The sequence below is a fragment of the Kribbella sp. NPDC005582 genome (assembly GCF_040605415.1).
GTDB lineage: Bacteria > Actinomycetota > Actinomycetes > Propionibacteriales > Kribbellaceae > Kribbella.
Genome location: NZ_JBEXCU010000001.1, coordinates 792,055 through 818,667 on the forward strand (window position 1 = coordinate 792,055; position 26,613 = coordinate 818,667).

Consider the following 26,613-nt stretch of genomic DNA (forward strand, 5'->3'; position numbering starts at 1 on the left):
TACGGCGGGAGCCCGGATCGACACGCGGGCGGGAACGAATTCAGCTCGGCTGGTCCCCGTCGGGCTGGTAGGCGCAGGCGTCGACCAGGTTCTGGGTCGGGGGCGGCGGGGTCTTGGTGGTCGACGGGGTCTTCTTCGGCGGGGTCTTGCTCGGCGGGGTCGCGGGCGGGGCCGGCTCCTCGAGGGCCTTCGCGATCGCCTCGCGCATGCCCTCGTAGTCGGGGTGCAGGTACTTCATCTTCAGCTTCGAGACGTCGAGGTTGACGTTCGCGACCGTGCCCGACTTGACCTTGAGCGCGAGCTGGACGAGCGCCGGCAGAAGCTCCTGCGGGATGTCGGTCCGGAGCAGGTGCTGACCGGCCTTCGCGATCGCCTTGTACTTCGTGACCAGGGTGGCCGGGTCGGCCGCATCGACCATCGCCTTGATCGTGCAGCGCTGCCGGATCTGCCGCTGGTCGTCGTCGGCGTTGTACCGGCCGCGGGCGAACCAGAGCGCGTGCCGCCCGTCCAGGTGCTGCTTCGGGCCGGGCTCGATCCACTCCTTCGGCGGGATGTGCGCACTGCTGATCCCACCCATCGCCACCCGCTCGTTGACGTTGACGGTGATCCCGCCGAGCGCGTTCACCAACTCCGGGAAACCGGTCAGGTTCACCTGCAGGTAGTAGTCGATCTTCAGGCCGGTCGCTTCACCGACGGACTGCTTCAGGACGTCAGCGCCCTCGTTGTCCGAGGGACCGAGGATGCCGGGATGCGCGTCCGGGATGTTCTGGTACATCGCGGTCAGCATCCACTCCAGCCGGCCTTCCAGGCTGAGCCCTTCCTTGCCGAAGCCGTTCGGATACTTCTTGTACAGCGGCGAATCCTTCGGGAACGGCATGAACGTGAGCTGCCGCGGCATCGAGATCAGCGCGGTGTTGCCGGTGCGGGTGTCGATACTCGCGACGATCACGGTGTCGGTGCGGACACCCTCCCGGCTCGGGGCGTCGTCGCCGCCGAGCAGCAGCAGGTTGAGCCGCGGTTTGTCCTCCCACGGGTCCTTGACGTTGACCGTCTTCGGCCGGGTCGCGCTCTTGCTGTCGCCCTGCGCGACGAACACGTCCTGCACCAGCGTCCGCTGCGCGAGCACGGTCTGTACGGCGAACGCGGTCGGCGCCGCGATCGCGAAGCAGAGCACCCCGACGAAGGTCGCGCCGATCGCCCGGCCGCCGGCCCGACCAGTTGCCGGACGCAACGAACGGTGCGAGGCGACGATCACCACGATCCAGAGCAGCGCGATCACCGCGATCGAGAACGACGTGATCAGCAGCCGGCTCGGATCCACGGCCGCGGTCAGGACTTCCTCGCGCCGGGTCAGACCGACGTACGCGCCGAGAGCGACCAGACCGAGGGTGATGGTGAGGACGAAAGCGCCGATCTTCCGGCGCCCGCCGACGATCAGTCCGATTCCGGGCACAAGTGCACCCAGCAGGGTCAGGCCCAGCACCTGGGGTACCGAGCGTGCCCGTCCGACCGCCGCCTGCGAGTGTCTCCCCATCGACTCCCCTGTCGCCGTCCCCCATCAAGTGTGCATCGTTGGACCACACCTCTACAGCTTCAGACGCGTTACAGGGTCATTCGGTTGTCATACGGGGTAGTGACCGCCCGCAAACCCGTCGGTTTCGACCAGGGCGCGGATGACGCCGGCGATCTGCTCCGGCGAGCTCCAGGCGCTGGTGTCCGCGGTCGGCATCGCGTCGCGATTGGCGGCGGTGTCGATGGTCCCGGGCAGCACCGTGTTCACCCGGATACCGTCCTTGGCGTACTCCGCGTGCAGCGCATCGGCGAACGCCAGCACGCCCGCCTTGGCCGCGATGTAGCCCGCTGCTCCGGAGAACGGCCGCACCGCTGCGCGGCTCGACGTACAGACGATTGCGCCGCGGCCGGCCGCCAGCAAGTGCGGCAGCACAGCCTGCGTCATCAGGTACGTCGGTCGCAGGTTGACCCGGAACTGGTCCTCGAACTGCTCGATCGGTGTTTCGTGCACCCGCGGCCCGGACGCGAAGCCGCCGACCAGGTTGACGAGTGCCACCAGCGGAGCGCTCACTTCGGAGGTCGCCAACGCGACCACGTCCGCGACTCCCGCCGGGTCGAAGGGATCAGCGACGATCGGCGCCAACCACCGATCGGTCCCGAGCCGGCCGACCGACTCCTCGGTCCGCCCCGGCGCGACAACCCGCCAGCCGGATCCCAGGAACCCGGCCACCACCGCGCGCCCCAACCCGCCCGTGCCGCCAGCCACAACCACCGTGCGCTCCATCATCCTGCGACCCTAAACCGCCCCACCCCCAAATTGGCTGGCTGAGCGCGCGGCGCGGGGCTAGCGTCGCGGGGTGCGAATTCTGATGCTGGGTGGAAACGGGTTCATCGGTCGAGCTGTTGTCGTGGATGCGCTCGATCGTGGCGCTGAGGTGACCTCGTTCAGTCGAGGGGTCAGTGGGACCGGGCTCCCTGATGAGGTGACCCAGCTGGTTGGGGATCGCGAGGCTGGTGACTACGCCGCGCTGGCAACCGGCGAGTGGGATGCGGTCGTCGATCTGAGCGGGTACCAGAGTCGGCAGGTCGATGAGGCGATGGATGTCCTGGGTGATCGGGTCGGACGGTATGTGTTCGTGTCGAGCCACGCGGTCTACGCGCGGGACCTGCCTGCCGGAAGCACCGAGGACGCACCGCGGCGCGCTCCCCTACGGGCAGCCGACGAGCTGACCAACGACACCTACGGACCATGCAAGGTGGCGTGCGAGGACGACGTACTGGCCCGGTACGGCGACCGCGCGACGATCGTGCGTCCGGGCAAGGTGACCGGTCCGGGCGACTCGTCGACCACCGTCCTGCACTGGGTACGGCGGGGTGCGCAGGGCGGTCGGGTTGAGCTGCCGACCCGGCCGGAGCAGCCGCTGCAGCTGACCGATGTGCGCGACCTAGCGCGACTGACCACGAACCTGCTCTTCGACAACCGGCCTGGTGCGTTCAACGCGATCGGCCCCGACAGCACGATCGGCGAGCTGATCGAGACCGCAGCCGACGTCGCTGGTACGACGGTCGAGCTGGTGCCGGCGGACGTCGTACCGGAGCACTTCCCGCTGTACGAGCCGGAGGCCGAGTGGCCGTCGCGGCGGCGCGACCAGTCGAAGGCTCGAGCGGCCGGCATGCCGGTAACGCCACTGCGGAAGACCGTCGCCGACCTGCTGGCTTGGGACCGCGGTTAGGACTCTGGCAGGGCAAGGGTGCGACCTGCGTCTCGGGCCGCGTTGATGGAGCGAGTGAAGGTGTCCCGCAGCGCGCTGGCTTCGTCGGCGAAGCCTTGGACAACGGAGGTGTCGCCGACAGGCTCGGTGCGAGCCAGCAGCTCGATGTAGCGGTCGCCGTCGGCCAAGGCCGCCTCAGCGCGCAGCGCCGCGTCGGCCGATCGAACCCGGTGGGCGTACTGCTCGAGCAGGTCGACCTTGCGTTCGATGGCTTTGACCGACAGCGCGAGCGCCCGACGCTGCGGACCGAGGACGGTGTCGAGCTCCTCGGTGGCCATCCCGCGGGCGATGTCGCGCTGCCGCGCCCGGAGCACCGTCTGCTCGCGGAGCACTTGCGCGATGTCCCACAACTGTTCAGGCAGAACCAATTCGTTCTGTACGTCGTCGAGCATGCCCTGACGCGTAACTGTTGCCTCTAGCACCGTTTTCACCGCCCGCTGGGCTCTACCCAACAGCCGGGCCGCCGAGTCGTCGAAGTCGGTCGGCAACAGGTACGACCCATGCTGCACCCGCACGGCCTTGTGCCCACGATCCTCGACCATCGACTTCACCACCACGCCACCGGTAGCGAGCACAGCAATCCCCGCAAGCACCAGCGACGCCCACGCCGCAACATCGGCCGGCAGCGTCGCCGCCATGATGATGAGCGCCAGGATCCACCCGCCCACACAGACCGTCAGCCACACCAGCAACTGCCCCAACGTGTTCGCCGGGGCCACCGACCACCACGTCTGCCGCTTCGGCCGCGGCGCATCCGCCGCCACGAACAACTCCGGCCGATGCCCGTACAACCGCCGTACCGCTTCCGGCACACCAGGTGCGAACACCGGCTCCATCGCCACCTCCGCTGAGCTCGTCACCACTCAGCGTAGCGGCCCGATGCCTCAGCCGACGTCGTTCGCCGTCCACGCACAGTAGAAGCCGCCGTTGTACAGGTAGGCGCAGGCCTGCAGCTCGTTCTCGTTCCCCCAGTAGAGCTGAGTGTGCGCGTAGCCGTCGAGGTCCGTGGCATCCCAGTCGATGTAGCCGTCCTGGCCGCGATAGCGGATCAGCACCGTCTCGTCCTCGGACCCGTTGATGAGTTCGGCGTACCACTTGACCCGCCCGTACGACCCGGGCATGTCCGTGCACCGGATCAGCCTGATGATCCGGTTGAGCTTCTCCCGCCGGTTGGCGGAGTCGCAGTGCTCCTGAGTGCTTGCCTGCGCCGGGAGGGCCGCGAGGCCCGCGGAGGTGACGACGGTGGCGAGCACCAGCGCGAAAGAACGGACCATTGAGCGACGCACTCCAGCCTCCAATTGTTGGGCGCGCGGTGAGTATCGCAGGACGTCGTGTCACGACAACTCCGGACTAGACCCCTATCGCGGTACCTTGCGGAGCCAGCACTCTTGTCGAGGGGGAATCGATGTCTCGGATCAAGGCCGGATGGGCCGTCACCGCGATCGTGGTCGCCGGAATGGTCGTGGCTTCTTGCGGGAGCGGGTCGGACGGCGCCGGCAGTACGCCGACCACCGGCGGGACTACGGCTGCGCCGCCGACTACGGGCGTCACCGCCACCGAGTCGGTCGCGACCGCTACGCCCGTGCAGCCGAGCACACCGTCCCCCAAGCCCAAGGACGCGGCCACCATCGCGAAGGCGTTGGGCCTGGGCAAGGTCCACGTCTGGACCGAGGAGACCGACCCGAACAAGCTGCTCGGGCGGCCTGGCAGTTACACCTCCGCGGCCACCGTGATCGACCCACGCGCGAGCTGCGACGACCCGAAGGAGCCTGCCACGGTCTGCGGAGCGCGGATCGAGGTGTTCGGTACGGCGGCGCAGGCGAAGAAGCGGTCGGCCTACATCCAGGGCATTCTCGAGGGTGGTGGAGCGCTCGGAACGGAGTACCACACGCTGTCCGGCGGCGCGCTGCTCCGGGTGACCGGCGAGCTGACCCCGAAGCAGGCGGCCGTCTATGCCGCCAAGTTCACGCGCGTGTCAGGATGACTCCATGCTGCGCGAACTGCACCTGACCGGGGATCCGGCCGCGGACAAGTTGCTCAACGACGACCCGTTCGCCCTGCTGGTCGGGATGCTGCTGGACCAGCAGTACCCGATGGAGCACGCGTTCGCGGGGCCGCGGAAGATCGCGGACCGGATGGACGGGTTCGATCTGCACAAGATCGCGAGCACCGATGTCGAGGAGTTCGTCGAGCTGTGCGTGACACCGCCGGCGATCCACCGGTATGGCGGGTCGATGGGCCGGCGGGTGCACGCGCTGGCGCAGCACATCATCGAGAACTACGACGGCAAGACCGAGAACCTGTGGACCGCGGGCCGGCCGAAGCCGAACGGCGCCGAGGTGCTGAAGCGGTTGAAGGCGCTGCCCGGGTTCGGTGAGCAGAAGGCGAAGATCTTCCTGGCGATGCTCGGCAAGCAGCGCGGCGTCGAGCCGAAGGGCTGGCGTGAGGCGGCCGGCTCGTACGGCGACCGCGGTTCGCGTCGTTCGATCGCGGATGTGGTCGACGCCAAGTCGCTCGGCGAGGTGCGTGCCTTCAAGAAGGAAGCGAAGGCTGCCGCGAAGGCTGCTACAGCCTGACCGCGAGGCCGTCCAGCATCAGGTCGAGTCCGAACGCGAACAGCTGATCCAGGTCGAAGTCGAACTCCCAGTCGTCTGACATGAGCTCGCGGAACGCGGTCAGGTTTCCGGCGGCGATGGCGGCGGCCAGCTGTTCGGACTGACGCTCGGCCCAGTCGTCGGCGCTCATGCCAGTGTCCTGCTCGGCCATCGCCTCGCTCTCCATTGCCTGGGCGAGGCCGCGGACGTAGCCGAAGAGGCTGATCACGGCGTACATCGCGGTTGTCTTGTCGAGGGTTTTGAAGACGGTCAGCAGGGCGTCGGTGTGGGGCAGCAGGTGTGGCAGCACCTGCGGTCGGCCGACACTGACCGCTCCCGCGAGCCACAAGTGCGCCCGGTACGCCGCCCATTGGGTCTGCGCGATCGCGGTCACTCGTTCGCGCCAGTCGCCGGTCAGGGCGGGGAGCGGGAACTCACCGAAGGCTGCGTCGACCATCTGCAGGACGAGCGTTTCCTTGCCGCCGACGTGGCGGTAGAGAGCCATCGTGGAGACGCCGAGCTCAGCCGCGATCCGACGCATCGAGACGGCCGGCAGCCCCTCCGCGTCCGCGATCGCGATGCCCATCCGGACGACCTGTCCCCGCTCCAAAGCAAGTGTGGAGTCGGGCTCGCTCCGTGGTGCGACCTGGCGCGCTGGACGCGCGCGGGTGGTGCGGGGTGGGGGGCCGACGATGGTGCCGACGCCGGGGCTGGGGTGGACGAGGCGCTCGTCCTGGAGGGCTCTCAGGGCCTTGGTGGCGGTGGCCATGGCTACGCCGAAGTCGCGGACCAGGGAGCGGGTGGACGGCACGCGCTCACCGGCGCGGAGTTCGCCGGACTCGATTCGGCGGCGCAGCTCGGCGGCGATCACCAGGTACGGCGGCTCGTCCATCATCCTCCGCGGACTCGGGTCGGGGTCACCAGTGTGCCCGACAAGCTAGTGGTTGCGGGTTGTCCCTTGTGGTCGGGGCGAGTGCCTGCCCAAACCCGGTACTGCGGCCTATGCTCGCTCAGGGGATGGGAGGAACGCGGATGGACGTCCGGGATCTCGATCGGCGCGCCGGCGCAGTACTGGGCGAGGTCGTCATGCAGGTGCGGCCTGAGCACCTCAGCCTGCCGACGCCGTGCCCCGACTGGACCGTGCGCGGACTGCTCCGGCACATCGTCAGCGAGAACGAGGGCTTCGCCGCCGCGGCGATCAACGGCTCCGCACCTGTTCAGACCTGGACCGGCGGCCGGCTCGGCGACAACCCGGCCGGTGCGTACCGGCGGTCCAACGTCGCCGTGGCCGACGCGTTCGCCGACGGTGGCGCGCTCGACCGGCTGATGGAGGTGCGCGAGTACGGCTCGTTCCCGCGCCGGATCGCGCTCACCTTCCACCACCTGGACTGCGTCGTCCACGCCTGGGACCTGGCTCGCGCGCTCGACCTTCCGTACAGCCCGCCGTCCGATCTGGTCGAGGCCGCACTCGACCTCGCCCGCCGGATCCCCGACACCGACTCGGCCCGTGGCCCCGGCGCCGCCTTCGAGCGCAGCGTCAAGGTCTCCGGTACGGCGTCGCCGTTCGACCAGCTACTCGGTCTCCTCGGTCGCGACCCGGAGTGGAAGAGCTGAGTAGTCCGGCAGCTCGATCGCATCCGGCTTGCCGACCATCAGCTTGCCCATCGTGCCCACGAGCAGCTTCGACGTCATCAGCCGGGTCATCGTGTCCCGATAGCGGATGCCGGCCGCGGTCATCGGCATCGCCATCTTGATCCCGCCCGGCGGCAGTTCCATCCGCTGGTCGACGTACGCCTGCATCCGGCGCTGGTACGCCGCGAACGCCTGCGCGTGGTCACCGTCGGCCGCCAACTCGCCGGCCAGGACGTAGGCGCCGACCAGGGCGAGCGCCGTACCGTGGCCGGCCAGCGGCGAGCCGCAGTACCCGGCGTCGCCGACCAGCGCGACGCGCCCCTGCGACCACTCCGGTACGACGACGCGGCTGGTGCTGTCGAAGTAGAAGTCCTCCGCAGCGGGCAGCTGGGCCAGGAGGTTCTCGGTGTGCCAGCCGAGCCCCTTGAACCGCTCCAGCAGCAAAGCCTTCTGCGTGGCGACGTCGCGGTAGTTGTAGTCGATGACCGGCGACCGGAAGCTCAGCAGCGCCTTGGCGAACCGCGGATCGTGATCGGGCCGCAGCGCGACCCAGAACCCACCCGGTGCGGTGTAGACCTTCATCCAGTGGTTCAGGTCTTCCGGCGTTTCGACCGTGAAGTACGACGAGTAGCCACCGAGGTGGTGGACGAACCGCTCGTGCGGACCGAACGCCAGCCGGCGAACCCGCGAGTGCACGCCGTCCGCCCCGATCACCAGATCGAACCGCCGCCGCACCCCACTCCCGAACGTCACGTCGACCCCGTTCGCGTCCTGGTCGAGCGCGGTGACGGAATCGCCGTACAGGTACTCGACGTCTTGCGTCGCATCGGCCAGCACCTCGGCGAGGTCGCCCCGCAGGATCTCGATCTCGGCCACCGGTCCGGCTCCGTCGAACATGTCGGTCGGCATCGCCACGACCCGCTGCCCGTCGGCCCGCACGTACTCGAACCCTTTCTCGTGCAGCTGCCGCTGCTTGATCGTCGGCAGCAACCCCATCCGCTCGGCCACCGTGCGCGAGATCCCGCGCAGGTCGACCGTCTGCCCACCTGGCCGCGGCCCCGCCGCCACCTCCACCACGGTCGGCTCGAACCCGGCCCGCCGCAACCAGAACGCCAACGCCGGCCCCGCGATCCCGCCACCGCTGATCAATACCGTCTTGCTCATCCCAACACCCCTCATCGACTAGTGCGCGTACGCTGTACATTGCACTAGTTCAGCGCTGGGCAGCCACTGCGCACTAGGACACCTCGCCGCACCGCACTAGGTGCACTACGGCGGGCGGGAGGGTCAGAGGGTGAGGGCCAGGCGGGTGGCTTGGTCGATGGCTCGTTTGGCGTCGAGTTCGGCGGCGACGTCGGCGCCGCCGATGACGTGGACGGGACGGCCGGAGCCGGTGTGCAGGTCGGCGAGATCGCGGACGGATTCCTGGCCGGCGCAGACGACGATGGTGTCGACGGCGAGGACGCGCGGGTTCTCGCGCTTCGGGCCGAAGGTGAGGTGCAGGCCTTCGTCGTCGATGCGTTCGTAGTTGACGCCGCGGAGTTGCTCGACCTGCTTGTTCTTCAGGGCGGCGCGGTGCACCCAGCCGGTGGTCTTGCCGAGGCCGGCCCCGATCCGGCCGGGCTTGCGCTGGAGCAGGTAGACGTGGCGCGGCGACGCCTCAGGACGCGGTACGGCGAGGGCGCCGCGCGCGACCGTGGGATCAGCGACGCCCCACTCGGCCTTCCAGGCTTCGAGATCGAGGGTCGGCGACTCGACGGTGGTGAGGAACTCGCTCACATCGACGCCGATACCACCGGCGCCGATCACCGCGACCGACTCCCCGACCGGCTTCCCGTCACGCACGACCTCGGCGTACGAGAGCACCTTGGGGTGGTCGATACCAGGGATGGACGGCACCCGCGGTACGACGCCCGTCGCGAGCACAATCTCGTCGAACCCGGCCAGGTCCTCGGCACTCGCGCGACGGCCGAGGTGCAGTTTGACGCCGGTCAGCTCGAGCCGGCGGCGGTAGTACCGGATCGTCTCGGCGAACTCCTCCTTGCCCGGGATCCGGCGCGCGATCCCGAACTGGCCGCCGATCTCCTGGTCTGCCTCGAACAGCTCGACGCGGTGACCGCGCTCGGCCGCGGTGACGGCAGCGGCGAGTCCGGCCGGTCCGGCGCCGACGACCGCGATGTGCTTCGCCTTGCGGGTCGGCAACAGCTGCAGCTCGGTCTCACGGGCCGCGCGCGGGTTGACCATGCAGCTCGCCTTCTTCTTGGCGAACACGTGATCGAGGCAGGCTTGGTTGCAGGCGATACAGACGTTGATCTCGTCCGCGCGGTCGGCCGTTGCCTTGCGCACCCAATCCGGATCGGCCAGGAACGGGCGGGCCATGCTGATCAGGTCGGCGTCGCCGCGGGCCAGTACCTCCTCGGCGACCTGGGGCAGGTTGATCCGGTTCGAGGTGACCACCGGGATGTTCACGTGCGGCTTGAAGGAAGCGGTCACGCTGGTGAAGGCGGCGCGCGGAACGGAGGTGACGATGGTCGGCACCCGGGCCTCGTGCCAGCCGATCCCGGTGTTGATGATCGACGCGCCGGCCGCCTCGATCTCCTTGCCTAGCGCAACGACCTCTTCCCAGGTCTGACCGTCCTCGACCAGGTCGGCCATCGAGAGCCGGTAGATGATCAGGAAGTTCGGTCCGACCCGTTCACGGGTCCGGCGGACGATCTCGACCGCGAGCCGGCGCCGGTTCTCCGGGCTGCCGCCCCACCGGTCGGTGCGCTTGTTGGTGCGCTCGGCGAGGAACTGGTTGATGAAGTATCCCTCCGAGCCCATGACCTCGACTCCGTCGTACCCGGCCTCCTGTGCCAGCGCGGCACAGTCGACGTACGCCGTGATCTGCTTGCGGACCCCGCGGTCGGAGAGCGCACGAGGCTTGAACGGGTTGATCGGCGCCTTGAGCGCGGACGCGGAGACGCTGAACGGGTGGTACGAATAGCGGCCGGCGTGCAGGATCTGCAGCGCGATCTTGCCACCCTCGGCATGGACGGCGTCGGTCAGCACCCGATGCTTGCGCGCCTGCCGGCGAGTGCTGAGCGTGGAGCCGAACGGCGTCAACCAGCCGGTCCGATTCGGCGCGTAACCGCCGGTCACCATCAGCCCGACACCACCGCGGGCCCGCTCCGCGAAGTACGCCGCCAGCTTCGGCAGATCGCTCAACCGGTCCTCGAGCCCGGTGTGCATCGACCCCATGATGACCCGGTTCGGCAGCACCACATGCCCGAGATCGAGCGGCTCCAGCAGGTGCGGGTAGGCGGTCATGAGCGGTCCTCCTGGAGGGCTTCGGTGACTTCGTCGCACCAGGCGACGAACGACTCCTCGGCGCGGATGCCGCCACGGAGCACGAGGTACTGGTGGAGTTCGCGGCCGTTCAGTGTGGCCGGTTTGGGGAAGTCCTTGGCCTGGATCCCGCGGTAGACCTCGAGCCGGGTGGCGTGCTCGGCGCGGTGCCGCGCAACCTCACCCAGTACGGCGTCCACGCCGCCGATCGAGGCGGCGCGCAGCTTCACGCCGAGGGCGTCGCGGAGGATCGCGACCTCGCCGGGTTCGGCGATCCAGCGGGCGAGCTCGGCGCGGCCGCCGGCCGAGATCCGGTAGACCTTTTTGTCCGGGCGACCCTCCTGCGCGACCTCGGTGTGGGTCACCCAGCCGGCCTCGTCCATCCGGCGCAGCACCCGATAGATCTGCTGGTGGGTGGCCGGCCAGAAGTAGCCGATCGACCGGTCGAAGCGCCGGGCCAGCTCGTATCCGGAGCCGGTCCGCTCGGTCAGCGACACGAGGATCGCGTGGTCCAGGGCCATCCGGTGAGCGTACCTATGCAACTCGGTGCAGTGCACCTCGTTGCAACGCAGATCACAGCTGGGTACCGGACAGACTTGTCAGGACTTGAGAGAATGGTTGCAGACGCCATCTATTTGATTGGGATGACCCATGGACCAGCAGGCCCACCCGACCAAGACGACGTTGCCCGGGATCGGTACCCGGCACGATCTGATCACCACCGGCGGGAAACACGTCTCGGTGGTGGTCGGCAACGACGGCAAGCGGCACCTGGGTTTCCACGATCCCAAGGACGACGACACCTGTACGAACTCGGTCCCGCTCGAACCCGGTGAAGCCGCCGCCCTGGCGACCCTGCTGATCCCCGATCAGCTCGACCCGGTCCGGAACGAGATCGAGATCGACCTGGTCACCGAGCACATCCTGATCACCGCCAAGTCGCCGTACTCCGGCCGCACGCTCGGCGACACCCAGGCCCGCAGCCGGACCGGGGCGTCGATCGTCGCGGTCCTGCGCCGGATCGGCGCGACGCCGTCGCCGACGCCGGACTTCCGGTTCGCGACCGGCGACACGCTGGTCGTCGTCGGGACGCGCGAAGGTGTGGACGCCGTGGCCGACTTGATCGCGGGCGGGTGACCGGCGGATGCATGAAGACATCACCATGCTCCTGATCGAGCTCGGCGCAGTGATCCTGGCGCTGGGAATTCTCGGGCGGATCGCGAGCCGGTTCGGGTTCTCACCGATTCCGCTGTACCTGCTGGCAGGCCTCGCCTTCGGGCACGGCGGGCTGCTTCCGCTCGCCGCCAGCGAGGAGTTCGTTGCCACCGGCGCCGAGATCGGCGTCATCCTGCTTCTGCTGCTGCTCGGTCTGGAGTACACCGCCTCGGACCTCGTCGGCACGCTCAAGACGCAGTACCTGTCCGGCATCGTCGACTTCTTGCTCAACGCCTTACCTGGCGCCGCCGTTGCACTGCTGCTCGGCTGGGGTCCGGTCGCCGCGGTCGCGCTGGCCGGTGTCACCTGGATCTCGTCGTCCGGTGTGATCGCGAAGGTGGTCGGCGACCTCGGCCGCCTGGGTAACCGCGAAACGCCTGTGGTGCTGGGAATTCTGGTCCTCGAAGACCTGTCGATGGCGGTCTACCTGCCGATCCTGACCGCGCTTCTGGCCGGTGTCGGCCTGGCCGGTGGCAGCATCACGCTGCTCATCTCGCTGGGCACGGTCAGCATCGTCCTGTTCATCGCGCTGCGGTACGGGCGCGTGATCAGCCGGGCCGTGTCGTCGGACAACCCCGAGATGCTGCTGCTCGTCGTACTGGGTCTGACGCTGCTCGTCGCCGGTATTGCACAGCAACTGCAGGTGTCCGCAGCGGTTGGCGCGTTCCTGGTCGGCATCGCGCTGTCAGGCGAGGTCGCACACGGCGCACGGAACCTGCTCAGCCCGCTACGAGATCTGTTCGCCGCAGTCTTCTTCGTCTTCTTCGGACTCAGCACCGACCCGAGAGCGATCCCGCCGGTCTTCGCGATCGCTCTCGGCCTCGCGGTCCTGACCGCGCTCACCAAGATCGCCACCGGCTGGTACGCCGCTCGCCGAGCGGGTATCGGCACCCGCGGCCGCTGGCGGGCCGGTGGAACGCTCGTCGCCCGAGGCGAGTTCTCGATCGTCATCGCCGGTCTCGCTGTCGGCGTCGAACCGCGCCTCGGCCCGCTCGCAACGGCGTACGTGCTGATCCTGGTCATCCTCGGACCGCTGGCCGCCCGCTACACCGAGCCCCTGGTCAGCCGCTTCACCAAGACCAAGCCGGCTCCGGTCGAGGCCCCGGCCATCGAACGTCTCGACGACACCGCCAACAGCCCCACTTAGAACAGGACGTCACCGCGTTCGTGGTCGAGGAGGGCTTGTTTGCGGTGCAGGCCGCCGCCGTAGCCGGTGAGGTTGCCGGTGGACCCGACGACGCGGTGACAGGGGACGATGATGCTGACCGGGTTCTTCCCGTTCGCCAGACCCACGGCACGGGAGGCGCCCGGGACCAGCCCGAGTTCGCGGGCGAGCTCGCCGTACGTCGTGAGCTCGCCGTACGGGATGTGCTGGAGGGCGGCCCAGACGCGTTGCTGGAAAGGCGTTCCGGCCAGCCGGAGCGGTACGTCGAAGGTCGTGCGGCCGTGCTCGAAGTACTCGGTCAGTTGTTCGGCGACCGCGGGCAGCACGGTGTCGTCGCGGGGACCGAAGGTCTCGAGCGGCGGTTGGTGGCGGTGCTGCTCCATGTAGACACCGGCCAGCTCGCCCGTGTCGGTCGCGACCAGGGTGAGCGGGCCGACGGGGCTGTCCATGACGGCGTACGTCATCGACTGATCCGGTAGAGGACGTGGCGCTGCAGCCGGTGGCCGGCCGGCAGGCGCGGATGGTCGAAGTCATTGGCCTCGTCGTGGATCATGCCGATCTTCTGCATGACGCGTTGCGACGGGAGGTTGGTGGTCGCGGTGAACGAGAGGATCTCGCGCAGCCCGGCCGGACCGAACCCGAAGTCGAGGGCGGCCCGCGCCGCCTCGGTCGCATAACCGTTGCCCCAGGCACCCTTCGCCAGGCGCCAGCCGATCTCCACCCCCGGCAGGAACGGCGCCTCGAAGGTCGGGACGGACAACCCGGTGAAGCCGATGAACTCGCCGGTCTCCCGCACCTCCACCGCCCACAGACCCCAGCCGTGATCGGCGATCGACGCAGCGGCCCGGTCGATCAGCGCGTCGCTCTCCTCCCGCGTCACCAGCCGCGGGAAGTGCTCCATCACCGCCGGATCCGCGTTCAGCGCGGCGAACGGCTCCCGGTCGGAGTCGCGCCACTGCCGCAGCAAGAGGCGATCGGTGGTCAGGTCGGTCATGCCTACTCCAGTCCGTCGGGAATCGTGTTGATGGCGTGGTCGCCGGTCGCCCACAGGTATTGCACGGCGTACGCACGCCAGGGCCGCCAGGCGCGCGCATGCTCGGTCAGCGGTTTAGGGGCCTCCGGCAACCCCAGCGCGCGGGCGGCGTACCGGATGCCGAGGTCGCTGGCGACGAACGCGTCCGGATCACCGAGCGCACGCATCGCGATCGACTCGACCGTCCACGGTCCGATCCCTGGCAGCGCGGCCAACTGCTCACGGGCGCGGTCCCAGTCCGCGCCGGCGCCGAGGTCGATCTCGCCGGCCGCGAGCGTCGCGATCAGCGTGGTGAGCGTCGTACGGCGGGTCTTCGGGAAGGCCAGCGTCTCCGGATCCAGACCAGCCAACGCCTGCATGGTCGGGAACAGGTGGGTGAGCCCGCCGCCGGGATCCTCGATCGGCTCGCCGTGCTGCAGCACCAGCCGATGCGCATGCGTCCGCGCGGCCGCGGTCGACACCTGCTGCCCAAGCACCGCCCGTACGGCGAACTCCTCGCCATCGACCGTGTGCGGAACCCGTCGGCCCGGCGCCTTCGCGATCAGCGGAGCGAGGACCGGGTCAGTGGCCAGCAACTCGTCGACGGCGATCGGATCGGCATCAAGGTCGAGCATGCGGCGACACCGGCTGATCGCGATCGCGAGATCCCGCTGGTCGGTGAGCGACAACTGGCACGCGATGTGATCGGGCATCGGCTTCAGCGCGACGACACCATGGCCGTGTGGGAGGCGCAGGGTGCGCCGGTAGTAACCGCCGCGCCACTCCTCCGCCCCCGGTACGCCGGTCGCGATCAGATGCCCGAACAGGTTGTCCGGAGTCAGCGGCGCGCGGAACGGCAGTCGCAGCGAGATCGTGCCGGGCGCGACCGCCGTCGTACCGCGTCGTCCGCGAAGCTCGGTCGGGGACAACGCGAAGACCTCTTGCACGGTCTCGTTGAAGGTCCGGACGCTGGAGAATCCTGCCGCGAAGGCGACGTCGGCCATCTGCAGATCGCTGGTCTCGATCAACAGCCGTGCGGTCTGCGCTCGTTGCGCGCGGGCCAACGCGAGCGGCCCGGCACCGAGCTCGGCCAGCAGTTGCCGTTGCACCTGCCGCACGCTGTAGCCGAGCTGCGCCGCCAGCCCCGGTACGCCGTCGCGGTCGACGACGCCGTCGGCGATCAACCGCATCGCCCGGGCGACCAGGTCGGCTCGGTCGTTCCACTCCGGGGAGCCCGGGCTCGCGTCCGGACGGCAGCGCTTACAAGCCCGGAAGCCGGCCTGCTGCGCGGCGGCCGCACTCGGGTAGAACTCCATGTTCTTGACCTTCGGTGGCACCACCGGACAACTCGGCCGGCAGTAGATCCGCGTGGTCAGAACCGCGGTGAAGAACCACCCGTCGAACCGCGCGTCCTTGGACTGCACCGCTCGCACACACCGCTCCCTGCACTCATACACAAGACCAGCATCCCTGGCCCCACCGACAGTCGCTAGCGGTTTTACGACATCAAGGTATAGCGGGAAAACGACGCGAGTTCCTGGTGTCGTTTTTTCGCCGGAACGCCGGCCGCCGAACCACTGAACTGGAGCCATGAACGAACTGATCACCAAGAACGCACTGGTCACCGGCGGCACCCGCGGCATCGGCGCCGCCACGGTCCTCGCCCTCGCCGAGGCCGGTGCCGACGTCGCCTTCACCTACAACAGCTCCGCGGACGCGGCCGCAACGATCGTGAAGGAGATCGAGCGGCTCGGCCGTCGCGGCTTCGCCATCCACGCCGATGCGGCCGACGCCGCGGTCGTGGCGAACGCCGTACGGGAGGCGCACGCATCGCTCGGCGGACTCGACATCCTGGTCAACAACGCCGGGGTGGGCGCAATCGGCGCGATCGACGGCTTCAGCGACGCCGACATCGACCGCGCCCTCGCGGTCAACGTCCGCGCCGTGTACGCCGCCTGCCAGGCCGCTGCTCCCCTGCTGGCCGACGGAGGCCGCCTGATCCACCTCGGCAGCTGCGCCGCCGCGCGGGTCACCGGTCCCGGCATGACGTTGTACGCCATGACCAAGGCCGCCCTGCTCGGACTGAGCAAAGCACTGGCCCGCGAGCTCGGCGCTCGCCGGATCACGTCGAACGTCGTCCAGCCCGGCCCGATCGACACCGACATGAACCCGGCCGACGGCCCCTTCGCCGAGCCTCAACTCGCCCACCTGGCACTCGACCGCTTCGGCTCCCCCGCCGAAGTCGCCGCCGCCATTACCTACCTGGCCGGTCCGAACGCCGCCTACATCACCGGCACCGAACTCACCATCGACGGCGGCCACGCGGCCTAACGACGGTCGATGAGCTCCTGGGTCGATTCCTGGTAGGCGACAGTGGCCTGGGCGAAGTAGTCGAAGAGGACCTTCTGGTCGGCTTCGGAGTACGACCGAATCACCGCACCGAGCCGCCGACGGGCACCGGCCACCGACTGGTCGACGCTCTTCGGCGGCTTCGCCATCTCGACGACGACCTTGCGGCGATCGGACGGGTCGTAGCTGCGCCGGACGTGACCACGCTCCTCGAGCCGGTCGATCATCCGCGTCGTCGCCCCGGTGCTGAGCCCGGTCCACCGGGCCAGCTCGCCGGAGGTCTGCGGACCGGACAGATCGAGCAGGTTGAGCGCGAAGTAGTCGGTCGCGTTCAGCCCGGCCGCCTCGGCGCTGGCCAGGCTGTGCAACACCATCGCACTCATGAACCGCCGGAACACCGCACTCTGATCGGTTGACACCGCCGCACCCTCCCCTGCAAGATATCTGCATCAGTGCAGATAATGACTCAGAACAGATACTGCAAGGGAGAAGCTATCATGACGACTGCCATCGAGGCCGTTCTCGACCGGCTGGCGACCGCCTGGGCGCGCGGCGACGGCGCGGCGTACGCGCAGGAGTTCACCGAGGACGCGACGTACGTGACGTGGGTCGGGACCGTGTATCGCGGCCGCGACGACATCGCCACCGGACACGACGCCCTGTTCGGGAAGTACCTGAAGGACACCCGGATGTTCACCGAGATCCTGGAGATCCAGCGGTACGGCGAACAGACGGCGATCGTCGTGACCCGCGGTGACGTCGCGAAGAAGCAGCCGAAACGCCTCACCAAGGTGCAGACATTCACGATGACACTGGCGGATGACGGCGCGTGGCGGGTGGCCGCCTTCCAGAACACCAAGCATCACCGGCTGATGGAAGGCGTGTCGTTCCGCACGCTGCCCGCGAGTAAGCCGGCTGCCTGACGGCAAGACGTTGACAGCGGCTCCGAGCGGAGAGAGACTGCGGGTGTTTTAACGTTCAAACGCCCGTGGGAGGTTGCTGTGGCCACGCTCAAGCAGGTCGCTGCCCACGCGGAGGTTTCCGTGCAGACGGTGTCGAACGCGTTGAACGCTCCGCATCGGCTGCGGCCGGACACGCTGGCGCGGGTCAACCGGTCGATCGAACTGCTGAACTACCGGCCCAATCGTAACGCGCGGAGTCTCCGGACGAGCGCGGTCGAGCTGATCGGCTATTGCGTTCCGAGCTGGCCGAACCGGACGCACCTGGTGATGGACCAGTTCCTGCACGCGCTCTGCGCGGCGGCGGAGAGCACCGGGCGCCACATCCTGCTGTTCACCGCGCCGCCCGGCGTCGACGGCATGCCCGTGTACGACGACCTGCACGCGCGCCGGCTCGTGGACGGGTTCGTGCTGTCGCAGACCGAGACCCGCGATCCACGGCACGGCTGGCTGAAGGAGAAGCAGATCCCGTTCGTCTCGTTCGGACGGGTCTGGAAGGAATCGACCCAGCCCGGGCCGTGGGTCGACGTCGACGGCGCGGCCGGTACGGCGCTCGCCGTACGGCATCTGCATGGAGCGGGGCGGCGCCGGATCGCCTTCATCGGCTGGCCGAAGACCTCCGGCCTGGCCGAGGACCGCCGGGCCGGCTGGCGCAACGCCTGTACGGCGCTGGATCTGCCGACGACCGGGCTGACCGTGCACTGCGCAGAGGACACCCTCGACGCGGGCGCGCAGGCCGCCGCCGAATTACTCGACGGTCCGCAGCCGCCCGACGGAATCGTTGCCCTGAGCGACGTTCTCGCACTGGGCGCGCTGCGTGAGATCACCCGCCGTGGCCTGGTTCCCGGTGTCGACGTCGGAGTCACCGGCTTCGACGACTCCCCCTTGGCCGACGTGGTCTCTCCCGGCCTCACCAGCCTGCGCCAGCCGATGGACGACATCGCCGCCGAGCTGATCACGATCCTCACCGATCCCCCCGCAGGCCCGACCGAGCGCCTGCTGCTTCCCGAACTCGTCGTCAGAGGCAGCTCAGCCCCTGGCTGACCCGGTGCCCGCAGCGCCGGAGAAGGAGGAACCGCCATGACTCCACGACTACCTGGCCTGATAGTGCTGGTCACCACGGCACTGCTGGCAGGGACAGCCACCGCCACTGCAGGTTCACCACCCCCACAACCCTCGTCCCACGAACTCTCCGAGTCGTCCCGACTGGCCGATCGACGCTCCCTGGTGGTCGGCGATCGCGCGTACGCGATGGGCGACGAGTCCGGTCTCTATCCCGCCACCGGCTGGCACATCCGCGGTGAGATGGGCGGCTTCTGGACGCAACCGATCAAACTCCTCGACGGACTCTGGTTCGGCCTGGACGGTCAGTGGCTGGGCAAGGACGTCGCCGCCGCGAAGTACACCAGCGGCCACGGCTACAGCCGCATCGACTATCCGGGTTCGGTTCAGGTACGGCGTACCGACTTCGTCCCGGACGGGGTGCGGGCAACGCTGGTCGGGCTGACCTTCAGTTCGCCGTCGAAGAAGACCGTCACCCTCGATGTCGATGCGCACTCCGAGCTGATGTCGTCGTACCCGTGGGGCTGGACGACGCCGAGTGCGGCCGACGCGAACCTGCCCGATACGGGGGCCTACGGCAACGGCTCGCTCCAGTTCCGGGATCGCGACTACGCGGCGTACGTCGGATCGTCCCTGCGTCCGGCGAACCACGCGCTCGGCCCGAACCACCGCGGCCCGCAGGACCCGGCAGTCATCTGCCCGGCCGACGGTACGACGCCGGCTCGGTGCGACGACTCGCTGGTCGGCAAGGGCACCGGCGGACGACTCTCGTACGACGTCGCCCTGGAGCCCGGTCGTGAGCAGACGATCTGGTTCGCGGTGGCGGGATCTGACGCCGGACCGGCCGCTGCTCGACGCGAGTACGACCGCGCTCTCAAGAACCCCGGCAAACTACTGCAGGCGAAGGCCGCCGTACGCCGGCAGATCGATCAGATGTCCGCAGTGGACCTGCCTGGTGACCGGCTGCTGCAGCAGAGTGTCGAGTGGAGCAAGCAGAATCTGGCCGACTCGGTCCAAGAGGCCCGCAACCTGCGGATCCGTGACGTCAACGAAGGCAAGGACTATCCGGCACCGGTCGGCACGGTCGACACCGCGCGCTGGTTCGGCGCCGGCTTCCCGGACTATCCGTGGCTCTTCGCGACCGACGGCGAGTACACGTCGTACGCCGCCGTTGCGGCAGGCCAGTTCGACACGGTGAAGGCCCATCTCAAGGCACTGCGCGACATCAGCGACCTCCTCAACGCCCGCAGCGGCAAGGTCGCGCACGAGATCGTCCCGACCGGCGATGTGTACTTCGGCTCGAACCAGAGCGCCGGCAACACCGACGAGACGGTGAAGTTCCCGAGCATCGTGGCGCTGCTCTGGCGCTGGACCGGCGATGATCGGTTCCGCGACGACATGTACGACTTCAGCGTCCGCAACCTCCAGTACGTCTATCGCGAGCTGGACAAAGACGGCGACGGCTGGCCGGAAGGTCTGGCGAACGTCGAGCGCTCCGGCATGGGCGCGGAGAAGCTCGACAGCACGGTGTACCTCGCGCGAGGTCTGCGTGATCTGGCCGACCTGGCCGCGTCCCGGCACGACCGCAACGTCCAGCAGTGGGCAACGGCTCGGGCGACCGATCTCGAGGCTCGCTTCGAGGCGCAGTGGTGGGTCCCGCAGGCCCTCGGGTACGCCGACTCCATCGACGATCCGACTACTCCCGCCAACGACAACACGCCGATCTTCCAGCGGCACTGGACCGGGGTGACTCCGATGGAGGCGGAGCTGGTTCGCCCAGGCCGGCCGACCTCACCGCTGGCCTCCCGCGAGCACGCTGCGACGGCACTCGATCAACGCGAGAAGCCCTGCTACACAGGTGAATTCGGGCTGTTCCACACCGGCACTGGGCCGACGTCCGACCCGGCCGGCAACTCCGGCCCGTCCTGCGATCCGGTCGTGTCCCAGGTGAAGAGCGAGCGCAGCATCTTCTCGCTCAACACCTCTATCATGGCGGTTGCGGAAGGCAACTACGGTCGGCTCGGCAAGAACCAGCAGCAGGTGTACACGACCGGCAACGCGCGGATCCAGCTCGACCCGAAGGTCTGGGAGACGCCTGGCGCGATGCCGGAGATCGCACCGTCGCCGGACTCCCCGGCCAACATCGGACGTCCGTTCTACGACCGCTCGATGACTCTGCAGGCCTGGGGCACGTACGGCGTGCTGTGGCCGGTCGTCCACCAGCAGCTGGGAGTCGATCCGGACCTCGGTCACGGCCGGGTCGCCGTCGTACCGCAGCTTCCGGCCGGGCAGTCGAAGGTGGCCGGGAGCAACATCCGGCTCGGCCGCGGATCGATCGATGTCGCCGCACGCCTTACAGGCAAGGAATTGCGGACCGATCTGACCGTCCAGCACGTCAAGGCGGCCTTCACCGTCGGCGCGGTTCTTCCGGCCGGTGCGAAGGTTGATCGGGTCACGCTCGACGGCCGGGCGACGCCGTACCGGCTGGTCTCGACGGCACGGGGCACCGAGGTGCGCGTGACAGCTCGTGGTTCGGCGGTCGCGCGGATCACGCTGGCCTGACTTATCGAGACGGAGGGGTCCCACAAAGAAGTGGGGCCCCTCCGAGTATGAGTCGGAGGGGCCCAACAGCTGAAGGAAAGTGACGTCTCCAGCCTCCCGAACCGGATCCGTGGGACCGGCAGACCCCGTCACCGGTCTACCTCGGTGGGGATCCCCACCGCTTGGGTCCTCGGTTTCCGCTCGACCCGCCGTTCCTAGAGGAACAGCGTGTCGACATTTCTACCCGCCACTGCCCGCGTCGCACAACCCTTTCCAGACAACAGTTCCGGTGATCTCGCCACTGCCCGCGTGTCGTCCACAGCGAGCAGGCGACCATCCACAGAACGCACCCGACTTATGCACATGCCCTGTGCATAAGTCAGCCGCCGGCGCTGCTGTTGCCGGCCTGGATCGACTTCTTCAGTGCGGGCGGGACCGGGCCGATCCGGATCGCAAGCTGAGCCAGACGGTCCTTGTGCCGACGGCTCAGCTCCTTGGAGATCACCGGGCGTAGGTCGGCGGTCGCCGCCAGTACGGCGAGGGACGCGTCGTGGAGGTCGACCCGGCTGACGAGGCGTGACGGCCGCAGTACGTCGATCGTGCGCTGGAGCAGCTGGCGCCGTACCAGCGGCTGGCGGAGGGTGATGCGGTCGGGGAAGATGCGGCGCGGCTCGACCTTGATCAGCTGGGCGCGGGCGAGCTCGTCGCGGACGTCCCGGACGATCGCGCGCTGCCGTCGGTCGATCCAGGTCCGCCATTTGCGCGGGTTCGTCGTACGGATCTCAGTGAGGATCTTGGCGAGGAGCTCGTCTTCGGGTGGCGCAGCTTTGGTGGGCTGGGCGCGGCCGTTGTCGTCGGCAAGGTTTCCGTGGAGCTGGAGGTCGATCAAGGCAGCCGCTGTGAGGACCTTGCCGAGTTTCGACCGGCCGGCCAGCCGGCCCTTCGCGGGATCGTAAGCCAGTAAGAAGATTCGGGCCGGCAGTGTCTCCGGCAGTGTGACCGGACCGACTCGCGCCGGCCGCTTCGGTAGTGCCCTACTCATCATCTTCAGCCTCCTTGGCCGGGCGGCCGGGCCGCCGGATCTTGCCGACGCCCGACGGGAGCCGGCCGGCCTCGGCCAGCGCCCGCCGGAGCAGGAACTCGATCTGGGCATTGGTGCTGCGCAGGTCGTCGGCCGCCCACCGGGCCAGCGCGTCGTGCACCGCGGGATCCAGCCGGAGCAGGATCTTCTTACGTTCGGCAGCCATGACGGCGGCTCACTGGTAGAGCGAACCGGTGTTGACCACGGGCTGGGCGTCGCGGTCACCACACAGCACCACGAGCAGGTTGCTGACCATGGTCGCCTTGCGCTCCTCGTCGAGCTCGACCACGTTGTGCTCCGACAGCCGGTCCAGCGCCAGCTCGACCATGCCGACCGCACCCTCCACGATCCGCTGCCGCGCCGCGACCACCGCACCGGCCTGCTGCCGCCGCAACATCGCCTGCGCGATCTCCGGGGCGTACGCGAGGTGCGTGATCCGCGACTCGATGACGTGAACCCCGGCCGCCTGCACCCGCGCCGCGATCTCGGTCGACAGCGTCTCGGTGATCTCGTCCGTGCTGTCCCGCAACGACATGCCACCTTCGTCGGTGTGTACGTCGTACGGGTAGCTGTTGGCGATGTGCCGCACGGCGGTCTCGGTCTGGATCGCCACGAACTCGACGAAGTCGTCCACCTCGAACATCGCCTGTGCCGTGTCCTGCACCTGCCAGACCACCACCGCCGCGATCTCGATCGGGTTGCCGTCGGCATCGTTGACCTTGGCAACAGCCGTCTCGTGATTGCGGATCCGGGTGGAGACCTCGCGCCGGGTGGCGATCGGGTTCACCCACCGCAGTCCGTCGGTGCGGAGCGTCCCGGCGTACCGGCCGAGGATCTGCAGCACCCGCGCCCGCCCCGGCTGCACCGGCGTCAACCCCGCCGCCAGAATCGCCCCGACCACGAACGCGACCGCGCCGAGCGCGACAACCACCCCGGCCCCGTTGGCCGCCCCCACGGAGAGCACCACTCCACCGCCGACCACCAGCACGAACGCCAGCCCCGCCATCGGCCACCCGTTCACCTCAGCAGCACCCCGCTCGGCCACCTTCGGCTTCGGCATCTCCACAACCTCAACCATCACCCGCTCCTCTCGTCTATCTCGAAGGTAGCAAAGTGATATCACTTTTAGCAAGCTGCGTCTTCGGAGCGGACCTGCGCCACTCACCAACGTCCTCGCCGGCCGGTCGGCGAGGCGCTGCTGAGCGTGAACCGCGGGCTCCGCCGAGAGTTAGTGAGTGGTGGCGGTCCGCCCCACCCCCGCCCCCGCGACCGAAGCCACCGTGCCCCGCGACCGGCCCCACCGTGCGCGCACGCCGGCGCCACTCGCCGCCGCACCGGGATCACCTCGAGTGTGACAACCGTGTCGCCGGAAAGCCCTTACCCGCACCCCGGTCCTCGCACTCGCGGTGCAACTCCCCACATTCGCACGCTGGCTTCGGTCGCGGGGCACGACGGCTTCGGTCGCGGGGCGGCGGGTGGGTGGTGCGACGGTGCCCAGTACGACGGGCTGCGGGGTGGTTAGAGGGGGCGGGCGAGGGCGGTCAGGTGGGACTGCCAGGTTTCGGCGGTGGAGTTGGGGAGGGGGTCTATCGGGGAGTCGTTCCAGGCTTGGACGGGGCGGATGCCGTGGAGGGCGTTGAGGAGCCAGACCTCGCGGGACTGGAGGTCGGGGGAGGTTCGGGGGTGTTCGGCTACCGGGACGCCTTGGGCTGTGGCGAGTTGGCGGAGGAGGGTGGCGGTGACGGAGGGGAGGAGAGGGCGGTCGGGGGGTGGGAAGCAGAGGGTTTCGTCTTCCCACCAGGCGATGGCGGAGTACGCCGCTTCGAGGGCGGTGCCGTCGGTGTCGACCAAGAGGATCTCGTCGGCTCGGTGGGGGGCGGCGGCTTTGAGTTCGCCGAGGAGGTCGAGGTCGGGGCCTTTGGTGCGGGGGGCCGTGCGCGGGTCGGGACCTTCGTGGACGGCGACGCGGACGCGGCCGCCGGTGGTGGGGGCGGGGCGGCGCTGGACGGCGAGTTGGCCGGTGTCGTGGAGTTCGAAGCGGGGGAACCAACGACCGAAGCCGGGGAGGCGGCGGATCTGCTGGTCCCAGAAGGCGGCGGCGTCGACGCCGGCCGCGGCACAGGAGCCGAGGAAGCGGTCGCGATGGAGGTCGAGACCTCGGACCGCGCCGTCGACGACCAGGAACGAATCCGCGACCTGCAGACCGGTCATGCCCCCACCTTCCCAAGGCCCAAAGCAGCTGTTGCCTTGAGCACCATTTCGTCGTATTCGGCGACCGCCTCGGAGTCGAGCACGATCGCTCCCCCGGCGCCGATCACTGTCTCGTCCGGAGTCAGCACCGCGGTCCGGATCACCACGCTGAGGTCCGCACGGCCGTCCACGGTGAGGTACCCCAACGCTCCGGAGTAGACGCCGCGGGCGCTCGGCTCGAGCTCGTCGAGCAGCTCCATCGTGCGGATCTTCGGCGCCCCGGTCATCGAACCCGGCGGAAAACAAGCCCGTACGGCGTCAACCGCGCTCACCTCCGGCCGCAACCGACCGCGGACTGTGGTCACCAGCTGATGCACGGTCCGATAGCTCTCGACCTGCATCAACTGCGGCACCTGGACGGATCCAGGCACGCTGACCCGCCCGAGGTCGTTGCGGATCAGGTCGACGATCATCAGGTTCTCGGCGCGCGTCTTCTCGTCCTCGGCCAGCGCCTTCGCCGCCAACTGGTCCTGGAACGGATCCAGGTCGCGCGGCGCGGTCCCCTTGATCGGCCGGCACTCGGCCCACCCGTCCGCGTCCACGGTCAGGAAGCGCTCCGGCGACGAGCTCGCGACGGCCAGGTCGCCGTACCGGAGAAAGGCGGCGTACGGCGCCGGATTCGTGGCGCGCTGCCAGCAGAAGAAACCGAACGGATCCGGTACGGCGGGCAGCCGCACCCGGTTGGTCAGACACACCTCGTACGTCTCGCCGGCCTCGAGCGCGGTCATGCATCGCGCGATCGCCGCCAGGTACGCCGGCCGGTCGAGCTCCAGATGTGCTTCGACGTCCAGTTCGGCGATCGCCGGCCGGACCACACCCGTCATCGACCAGTCGGCGGCAGCACGGACAGCGCGGTCCAACCACTCATCCCCAAGACCCACCGTGACGAGCAGCGTCAGATCGCGATCGTGGTCGATCACCACGAACCGGTCGGCCCAGATCCACAACGCGTCCGGAGTCGACGCCTGATGAGTCGCGGCGCCGCCGGTGAGCGACTTCAGTTCGTAGCCGAAGTAACCGACATACCCGCCAGAGAAGTAGCCGTCGAGCACGGGAGGCGGCTGCGCAGCACGCGAGGCAAGGAGCGCCTGCAGTTCGGCGAAGACGTCGCCATCCACAGCATCCCGCACGAGCACGTCCGAGCCCGTCCCGAGCACCGAGACCCGCCGGGCGACGCGATCGGTCAGGCTGCCGTCGAGCCAGAACGCGACCGGTTCGGCGGCCAGCAGCTCGCGGTAGACCGTCTCACCGTCGAGCGCCCGGTCCACGGTCCGCACGGACCAGCTCAGCGCAGCACCCACAGGCACACGCTACTTCCCCGCCGGGCGATACCGCCGGTCAGATCAACCAGTGAGCGCGACCTTGCCGCGCATGGCGGTGATTCGGCGGATCGGGATTGCGACCTCTAGCCCGTCCTTCGACTCGGCGCGGTCCGCGAGCCACTCACTCGCGGTCTCCCGGCGGGCATCCGGCGTACCGGGGAGGTAGAGCGCGTTCACCAGCCGGCGTGCGTCGTCCGCGCTGCGGACCGTGTACACGTACCGCTCGCGCTGGCTCTCCATCACGTCGAACCCGGCGTGCCGGAGCTTGTCCTTCAGCTCGGTGATCTCGCCACCGGCCGGGAACTGCGGCGTCGACCGCAGTCGCGTCGTCAGCCCGCTCAGCGTCCGGATGTCACCCCGCCGCAGCGGGCGCACAGCCGGGACGATCGCGGCCAGCACTCCCCCGCGGCGCAGCACGCGCGCGGCCTCAGCCAGTACGTCGGGCAGCGGCTGCAGCACCATCAGCCCCATCGAACACGTGACGACGTCGAAGACCTCGTTCGCGAACGGCAAGTGCAGAGCGTCGGCCTGGACCTTCGGGCCGGGGGCGCCGGTCAGCTGCGCGGCGTTGTTGTCGACTCCCACCACCCAGCGTCCGTACAGCTCGCGGGCGACCGGACCGTTGCCGCAGGCGAGGTCGAGGACGCGCCGGGCTTCGCCGGAGACAGCGCGGACCAGCCATCGGTACGGCGTGTGATCGCCGGCGGTGGCGCGGGACAGGAGGGCTTCGGTGCTGCCCGGGGCCGCGGTGTGGAACTCCCGCAGGTACTCCGGCCAGTCGATGACGTTTTCGGACATTTCAGCGAGACGGTACCCGCTG

Annotated in this window: 28 protein-coding genes; 10 read left to right on the forward strand and 18 right to left on the reverse strand. The window is 69.0% G+C overall.

What is annotated here, in order from left to right:
- Nucleotides 1-40: 40 nt before the first annotated feature.
- Together ABZS29_RS03935 and ABZS29_RS03940 are read right to left on the reverse strand one after the other, a co-directional pair.
- Nucleotides 41-1,453, reverse strand: coding sequence for an LCP family protein (locus ABZS29_RS03935; RefSeq protein WP_355458310.1), 1,413 nt, complete (start codon nt 1,451-1,453; stop codon nt 41-43).
- Nucleotides 1,454-1,621: 168 nt separating this feature from the next.
- Nucleotides 1,622-2,299, reverse strand: a complete 678-nt coding sequence (locus ABZS29_RS03940) for an SDR family NAD(P)-dependent oxidoreductase (protein ID WP_355458311.1) — start codon at nt 2,297-2,299, stop codon at nt 1,622-1,624.
- Between the two features lie 70 nt (nt 2,300-2,369).
- Between ABZS29_RS03940 and ABZS29_RS03945 the strand changes: the two genes are divergently transcribed.
- Nucleotides 2,370-3,245: an NAD-dependent epimerase/dehydratase family protein gene (locus ABZS29_RS03945; RefSeq protein WP_355458313.1), complete on the forward strand. Its 876-nt coding sequence runs from the start codon at nt 2,370-2,372 to the stop codon at nt 3,243-3,245.
- Here ABZS29_RS03945 and ABZS29_RS03950 read toward each other — a convergent pair.
- Complete coding sequence (locus tag ABZS29_RS03950; RefSeq protein WP_355458314.1) at nt 3,242-4,144, reverse strand: hypothetical protein; 903 nt, start codon at nt 4,142-4,144, stop codon at nt 3,242-3,244. The two genes, ABZS29_RS03945 and ABZS29_RS03950, sit on opposite strands and share 4 nt — an antisense overlap.
- A 24-nt stretch (nt 4,145-4,168) precedes the next feature.
- On the reverse strand, nt 4,169-4,558 hold the full coding sequence (locus ABZS29_RS03955) for a hypothetical protein (RefSeq protein ID WP_355458316.1): 390 nt from the start codon (nt 4,556-4,558) through the stop codon (nt 4,169-4,171).
- 131 nt (nt 4,559-4,689) lie between these two features.
- On the opposite strand from ABZS29_RS03955, the gene ABZS29_RS03960 reads away from it, so the two are divergent.
- The gene (locus tag ABZS29_RS03960; RefSeq protein ID WP_355458317.1) at nt 4,690-5,268 is read left to right on the forward strand and encodes a hypothetical protein; all 579 of its coding nucleotides are present in this window, start codon (nt 4,690-4,692) and stop codon (nt 5,266-5,268) included.
- 4 nt (nt 5,269-5,272) lie between these two features.
- Complete coding sequence (locus ABZS29_RS03965; RefSeq protein ID WP_355458319.1) at nt 5,273-5,860, forward strand: HhH-GPD-type base excision DNA repair protein; 588 nt, start codon at nt 5,273-5,275, stop codon at nt 5,858-5,860.
- On the opposite strand, the gene ABZS29_RS03970 is transcribed toward ABZS29_RS03965, so the two are convergent.
- Nucleotides 5,850-6,770: a GntR family transcriptional regulator gene (locus tag ABZS29_RS03970; RefSeq protein ID WP_355458321.1), complete on the reverse strand. Its 921-nt coding sequence runs from the start codon at nt 6,768-6,770 to the stop codon at nt 5,850-5,852. The genes ABZS29_RS03965 and ABZS29_RS03970 overlap by 11 nt on opposite strands.
- Nucleotides 6,771-6,910: 140 nt before the next feature.
- Here ABZS29_RS03970 and ABZS29_RS03975 point away from each other — a divergent pair, with 140 nt between their 5' ends.
- On the forward strand, nt 6,911-7,492 hold the full coding sequence (locus ABZS29_RS03975) for a TIGR03086 family metal-binding protein (RefSeq protein WP_355458323.1): 582 nt from the start codon (nt 6,911-6,913) through the stop codon (nt 7,490-7,492).
- On the opposite strand, the gene ABZS29_RS03980 is transcribed toward ABZS29_RS03975, so the two are convergent.
- The 3 genes from ABZS29_RS03980 to ABZS29_RS03990 form a co-directional block, all read right to left on the reverse strand.
- Nucleotides 7,451-8,674: an FAD-dependent monooxygenase gene (locus tag ABZS29_RS03980; RefSeq protein WP_355458325.1), complete on the reverse strand. Its 1,224-nt coding sequence runs from the start codon at nt 8,672-8,674 to the stop codon at nt 7,451-7,453. The two genes, ABZS29_RS03975 and ABZS29_RS03980, sit on opposite strands and share 42 nt — an antisense overlap.
- Before the next feature lie 123 nt (nt 8,675-8,797).
- Entirely contained in the window at nt 8,798-10,819 is a 2,022-nt protein-coding gene (locus tag ABZS29_RS03985) for an NADPH-dependent 2,4-dienoyl-CoA reductase (protein ID WP_355458327.1), read from the reverse strand.
- Nucleotides 10,816-11,358, reverse strand: coding sequence for a PadR family transcriptional regulator (locus ABZS29_RS03990; protein WP_355458328.1), 543 nt, complete (start codon nt 11,356-11,358; stop codon nt 10,816-10,818). The genes ABZS29_RS03985 and ABZS29_RS03990 overlap by 4 nt, the downstream gene beginning before the upstream one ends.
- A 130-nt stretch (nt 11,359-11,488) precedes the next feature.
- Between ABZS29_RS03990 and ABZS29_RS03995 the strand changes: the two genes are divergently transcribed.
- Together ABZS29_RS03995 and ABZS29_RS04000 are read left to right on the forward strand one after the other, a co-directional pair.
- Complete coding sequence (locus ABZS29_RS03995) at nt 11,489-11,974, forward strand: TrkA C-terminal domain-containing protein (RefSeq protein ID WP_355458330.1); 486 nt, start codon at nt 11,489-11,491, stop codon at nt 11,972-11,974.
- A gap of 7 nt (nt 11,975-11,981) precedes the next feature.
- Nucleotides 11,982-13,199 (forward strand): cation:proton antiporter, encoded by a 1,218-nt coding sequence (locus ABZS29_RS04000; protein ID WP_355458332.1) that lies wholly within the window; start codon nt 11,982-11,984, stop codon nt 13,197-13,199.
- Here the strand turns inward: ABZS29_RS04000 and ABZS29_RS04005 are convergent.
- Genes ABZS29_RS04005 through ABZS29_RS04015 form a run of 3 tightly spaced genes read right to left on the reverse strand, consistent with a single transcriptional unit; the run spans nt 13,196 to nt 15,662 of the window.
- Nucleotides 13,196-13,681, reverse strand: a complete 486-nt coding sequence (locus ABZS29_RS04005) for a methylated-DNA--[protein]-cysteine S-methyltransferase (protein WP_355458334.1) — start codon at nt 13,679-13,681, stop codon at nt 13,196-13,198. The genes ABZS29_RS04000 and ABZS29_RS04005 overlap by 4 nt on opposite strands.
- Nucleotides 13,678-14,211 carry a GNAT family N-acetyltransferase gene (locus ABZS29_RS04010; RefSeq protein ID WP_355458336.1) on the reverse strand — a complete coding sequence of 178 codons (534 nt, stop codon included), beginning with the start codon at nt 14,209-14,211 and terminating at the stop codon, nt 13,678-13,680. The genes ABZS29_RS04005 and ABZS29_RS04010 overlap by 4 nt, the downstream gene beginning before the upstream one ends.
- Nucleotides 14,212-14,213: 2 nt before the next feature.
- A complete protein-coding gene (locus ABZS29_RS04015; protein ID WP_355458338.1) occupies nt 14,214-15,662 on the reverse strand; it encodes an AlkA N-terminal domain-containing protein in 1,449 nt (482 codons plus the stop codon).
- A gap of 157 nt (nt 15,663-15,819) precedes the next feature.
- Here ABZS29_RS04015 and ABZS29_RS04020 point away from each other — a divergent pair, with 157 nt between their 5' ends.
- The gene (locus ABZS29_RS04020) at nt 15,820-16,560 is read left to right on the forward strand and encodes an SDR family oxidoreductase (RefSeq protein ID WP_355458340.1); all 741 of its coding nucleotides are present in this window, start codon (nt 15,820-15,822) and stop codon (nt 16,558-16,560) included.
- Here the strand turns inward: ABZS29_RS04020 and ABZS29_RS04025 are convergent.
- On the reverse strand, nt 16,557-16,997 hold the full coding sequence (locus tag ABZS29_RS04025) for a MarR family transcriptional regulator (protein WP_355458342.1): 441 nt from the start codon (nt 16,995-16,997) through the stop codon (nt 16,557-16,559). The two genes, ABZS29_RS04020 and ABZS29_RS04025, sit on opposite strands and share 4 nt — an antisense overlap.
- Nucleotides 16,998-17,075: 78 nt before the next feature.
- On the opposite strand from ABZS29_RS04025, the gene ABZS29_RS04030 reads away from it, so the two are divergent.
- The 3 genes from ABZS29_RS04030 (at nt 17,076) to ABZS29_RS04040 (ending at nt 21,161) form a co-directional block, all read left to right on the forward strand.
- Nucleotides 17,076-17,501, forward strand: a complete 426-nt coding sequence (locus ABZS29_RS04030) for an SgcJ/EcaC family oxidoreductase (protein ID WP_355458344.1) — start codon at nt 17,076-17,078, stop codon at nt 17,499-17,501.
- A 78-nt stretch (nt 17,502-17,579) separates the two neighbouring features.
- Entirely contained in the window at nt 17,580-18,581 is a 1,002-nt protein-coding gene (locus ABZS29_RS04035; protein ID WP_355458345.1) for a LacI family DNA-binding transcriptional regulator, read from the forward strand.
- 36 nt (nt 18,582-18,617) lie between these two features.
- Entirely contained in the window at nt 18,618-21,161 is a 2,544-nt protein-coding gene (locus ABZS29_RS04040) for a glycogen debranching protein (protein ID WP_355458347.1), read from the forward strand.
- Between the two features lie 358 nt (nt 21,162-21,519).
- Here the strand turns inward: ABZS29_RS04040 and ABZS29_RS04045 are convergent, their stop codons facing one another.
- The 6 genes from ABZS29_RS04045 to ABZS29_RS04070 form a co-directional block, all read right to left on the reverse strand.
- The gene (locus ABZS29_RS04045) at nt 21,520-22,182 is read right to left on the reverse strand and encodes a GPP34 family phosphoprotein (protein ID WP_355458349.1); all 663 of its coding nucleotides are present in this window, start codon (nt 22,180-22,182) and stop codon (nt 21,520-21,522) included.
- Nucleotides 22,175-22,387, reverse strand: a complete 213-nt coding sequence (locus ABZS29_RS04050; RefSeq protein ID WP_355458351.1) for a hypothetical protein — start codon at nt 22,385-22,387, stop codon at nt 22,175-22,177. The genes ABZS29_RS04045 and ABZS29_RS04050 overlap by 8 nt, the downstream gene beginning before the upstream one ends.
- A 9-nt stretch (nt 22,388-22,396) precedes the next feature.
- Nucleotides 22,397-23,299 (reverse strand): SPFH domain-containing protein, encoded by a 903-nt coding sequence (locus tag ABZS29_RS04055; protein ID WP_355458352.1) that lies wholly within the window; start codon nt 23,297-23,299, stop codon nt 22,397-22,399.
- Nucleotides 23,300-23,739: 440 nt separating this feature from the next.
- Nucleotides 23,740-24,432 carry an aminotransferase class IV gene (locus ABZS29_RS04060; protein WP_355458353.1) on the reverse strand — a complete coding sequence of 231 codons (693 nt, stop codon included), beginning with the start codon at nt 24,430-24,432 and terminating at the stop codon, nt 23,740-23,742.
- Nucleotides 24,429-25,772, reverse strand: coding sequence for an aminodeoxychorismate synthase component I (gene pabB / locus ABZS29_RS04065; protein WP_355458355.1), 1,344 nt, complete (start codon nt 25,770-25,772; stop codon nt 24,429-24,431). The genes ABZS29_RS04060 and pabB overlap by 4 nt, the downstream gene beginning before the upstream one ends.
- A 42-nt stretch (nt 25,773-25,814) precedes the next feature.
- On the reverse strand, nt 25,815-26,591 hold the full coding sequence (locus ABZS29_RS04070) for a class I SAM-dependent methyltransferase (protein WP_355458357.1): 777 nt from the start codon (nt 26,589-26,591) through the stop codon (nt 25,815-25,817).
- Nucleotides 26,592-26,613 lie beyond the last annotated feature (22 nt).

Coding starts and splice junctions, on each gene's coding strand:
- ABZS29_RS04040 (WP_355458347.1), top strand. CDS start 18,618: ATGACTCCACGACTACCTGGCCTGATAGTGCTGGTCACCACGGCACTG.
- ABZS29_RS04000 (WP_355458332.1), top strand. CDS start 11,982: ATGCATGAAGACATCACCATGCTCCTGATCGAGCTCGGCGCAGTGATC.
- ABZS29_RS03975 (WP_355458323.1), top strand. CDS start 6,911: ATGGACGTCCGGGATCTCGATCGGCGCGCCGGCGCAGTACTGGGCGAG.
- ABZS29_RS03955 (WP_355458316.1), bottom strand. CDS start 4,558: ATGGTCCGTTCTTTCGCGCTGGTGCTCGCCACCGTCGTCACCTCCGCG.
- ABZS29_RS04070 (WP_355458357.1), bottom strand. CDS start 26,591: ATGTCCGAAAACGTCATCGACTGGCCGGAGTACCTGCGGGAGTTCCAC.
- ABZS29_RS04010 (WP_355458336.1), bottom strand. CDS start 14,211: ATGACCGACCTGACCACCGATCGCCTCTTGCTGCGGCAGTGGCGCGAC.
- ABZS29_RS04055 (WP_355458352.1), bottom strand. CDS start 23,299: ATGGTTGAGGTTGTGGAGATGCCGAAGCCGAAGGTGGCCGAGCGGGGT.
- ABZS29_RS03940 (WP_355458311.1), bottom strand. CDS start 2,299: ATGATGGAGCGCACGGTGGTTGTGGCTGGCGGCACGGGCGGGTTGGGG.
- ABZS29_RS03980 (WP_355458325.1), bottom strand. CDS start 8,674: ATGAGCAAGACGGTATTGATCAGCGGTGGCGGGATCGCGGGGCCGGCG.
- ABZS29_RS04050 (WP_355458351.1), bottom strand. CDS start 22,387: ATGGCTGCCGAACGTAAGAAGATCCTGCTCCGGCTGGATCCCGCGGTG.
- ABZS29_RS03990 (WP_355458328.1), bottom strand. CDS start 11,358: ATGGCCCTGGACCACGCGATCCTCGTGTCGCTGACCGAGCGGACCGGC.
- ABZS29_RS04045 (WP_355458349.1), bottom strand. CDS start 22,182: ATGAGTAGGGCACTACCGAAGCGGCCGGCGCGAGTCGGTCCGGTCACA.
- ABZS29_RS04020 (WP_355458340.1), top strand. CDS start 15,820: ATGAACGAACTGATCACCAAGAACGCACTGGTCACCGGCGGCACCCGC.
- ABZS29_RS04005 (WP_355458334.1), bottom strand. CDS start 13,681: ATGACGTACGCCGTCATGGACAGCCCCGTCGGCCCGCTCACCCTGGTC.
- ABZS29_RS03965 (WP_355458319.1), top strand. CDS start 5,273: ATGCTGCGCGAACTGCACCTGACCGGGGATCCGGCCGCGGACAAGTTG.
- ABZS29_RS04060 (WP_355458353.1), bottom strand. CDS start 24,432: ATGACCGGTCTGCAGGTCGCGGATTCGTTCCTGGTCGTCGACGGCGCG.
- ABZS29_RS03995 (WP_355458330.1), top strand. CDS start 11,489: ATGGACCAGCAGGCCCACCCGACCAAGACGACGTTGCCCGGGATCGGT.
- ABZS29_RS03960 (WP_355458317.1), top strand. CDS start 4,690: ATGTCTCGGATCAAGGCCGGATGGGCCGTCACCGCGATCGTGGTCGCC.
- ABZS29_RS03970 (WP_355458321.1), bottom strand. CDS start 6,770: ATGGACGAGCCGCCGTACCTGGTGATCGCCGCCGAGCTGCGCCGCCGA.
- ABZS29_RS04030 (WP_355458344.1), top strand. CDS start 17,076: ATGACGACTGCCATCGAGGCCGTTCTCGACCGGCTGGCGACCGCCTGG.
- ABZS29_RS03985 (WP_355458327.1), bottom strand. CDS start 10,819: ATGACCGCCTACCCGCACCTGCTGGAGCCGCTCGATCTCGGGCATGTG.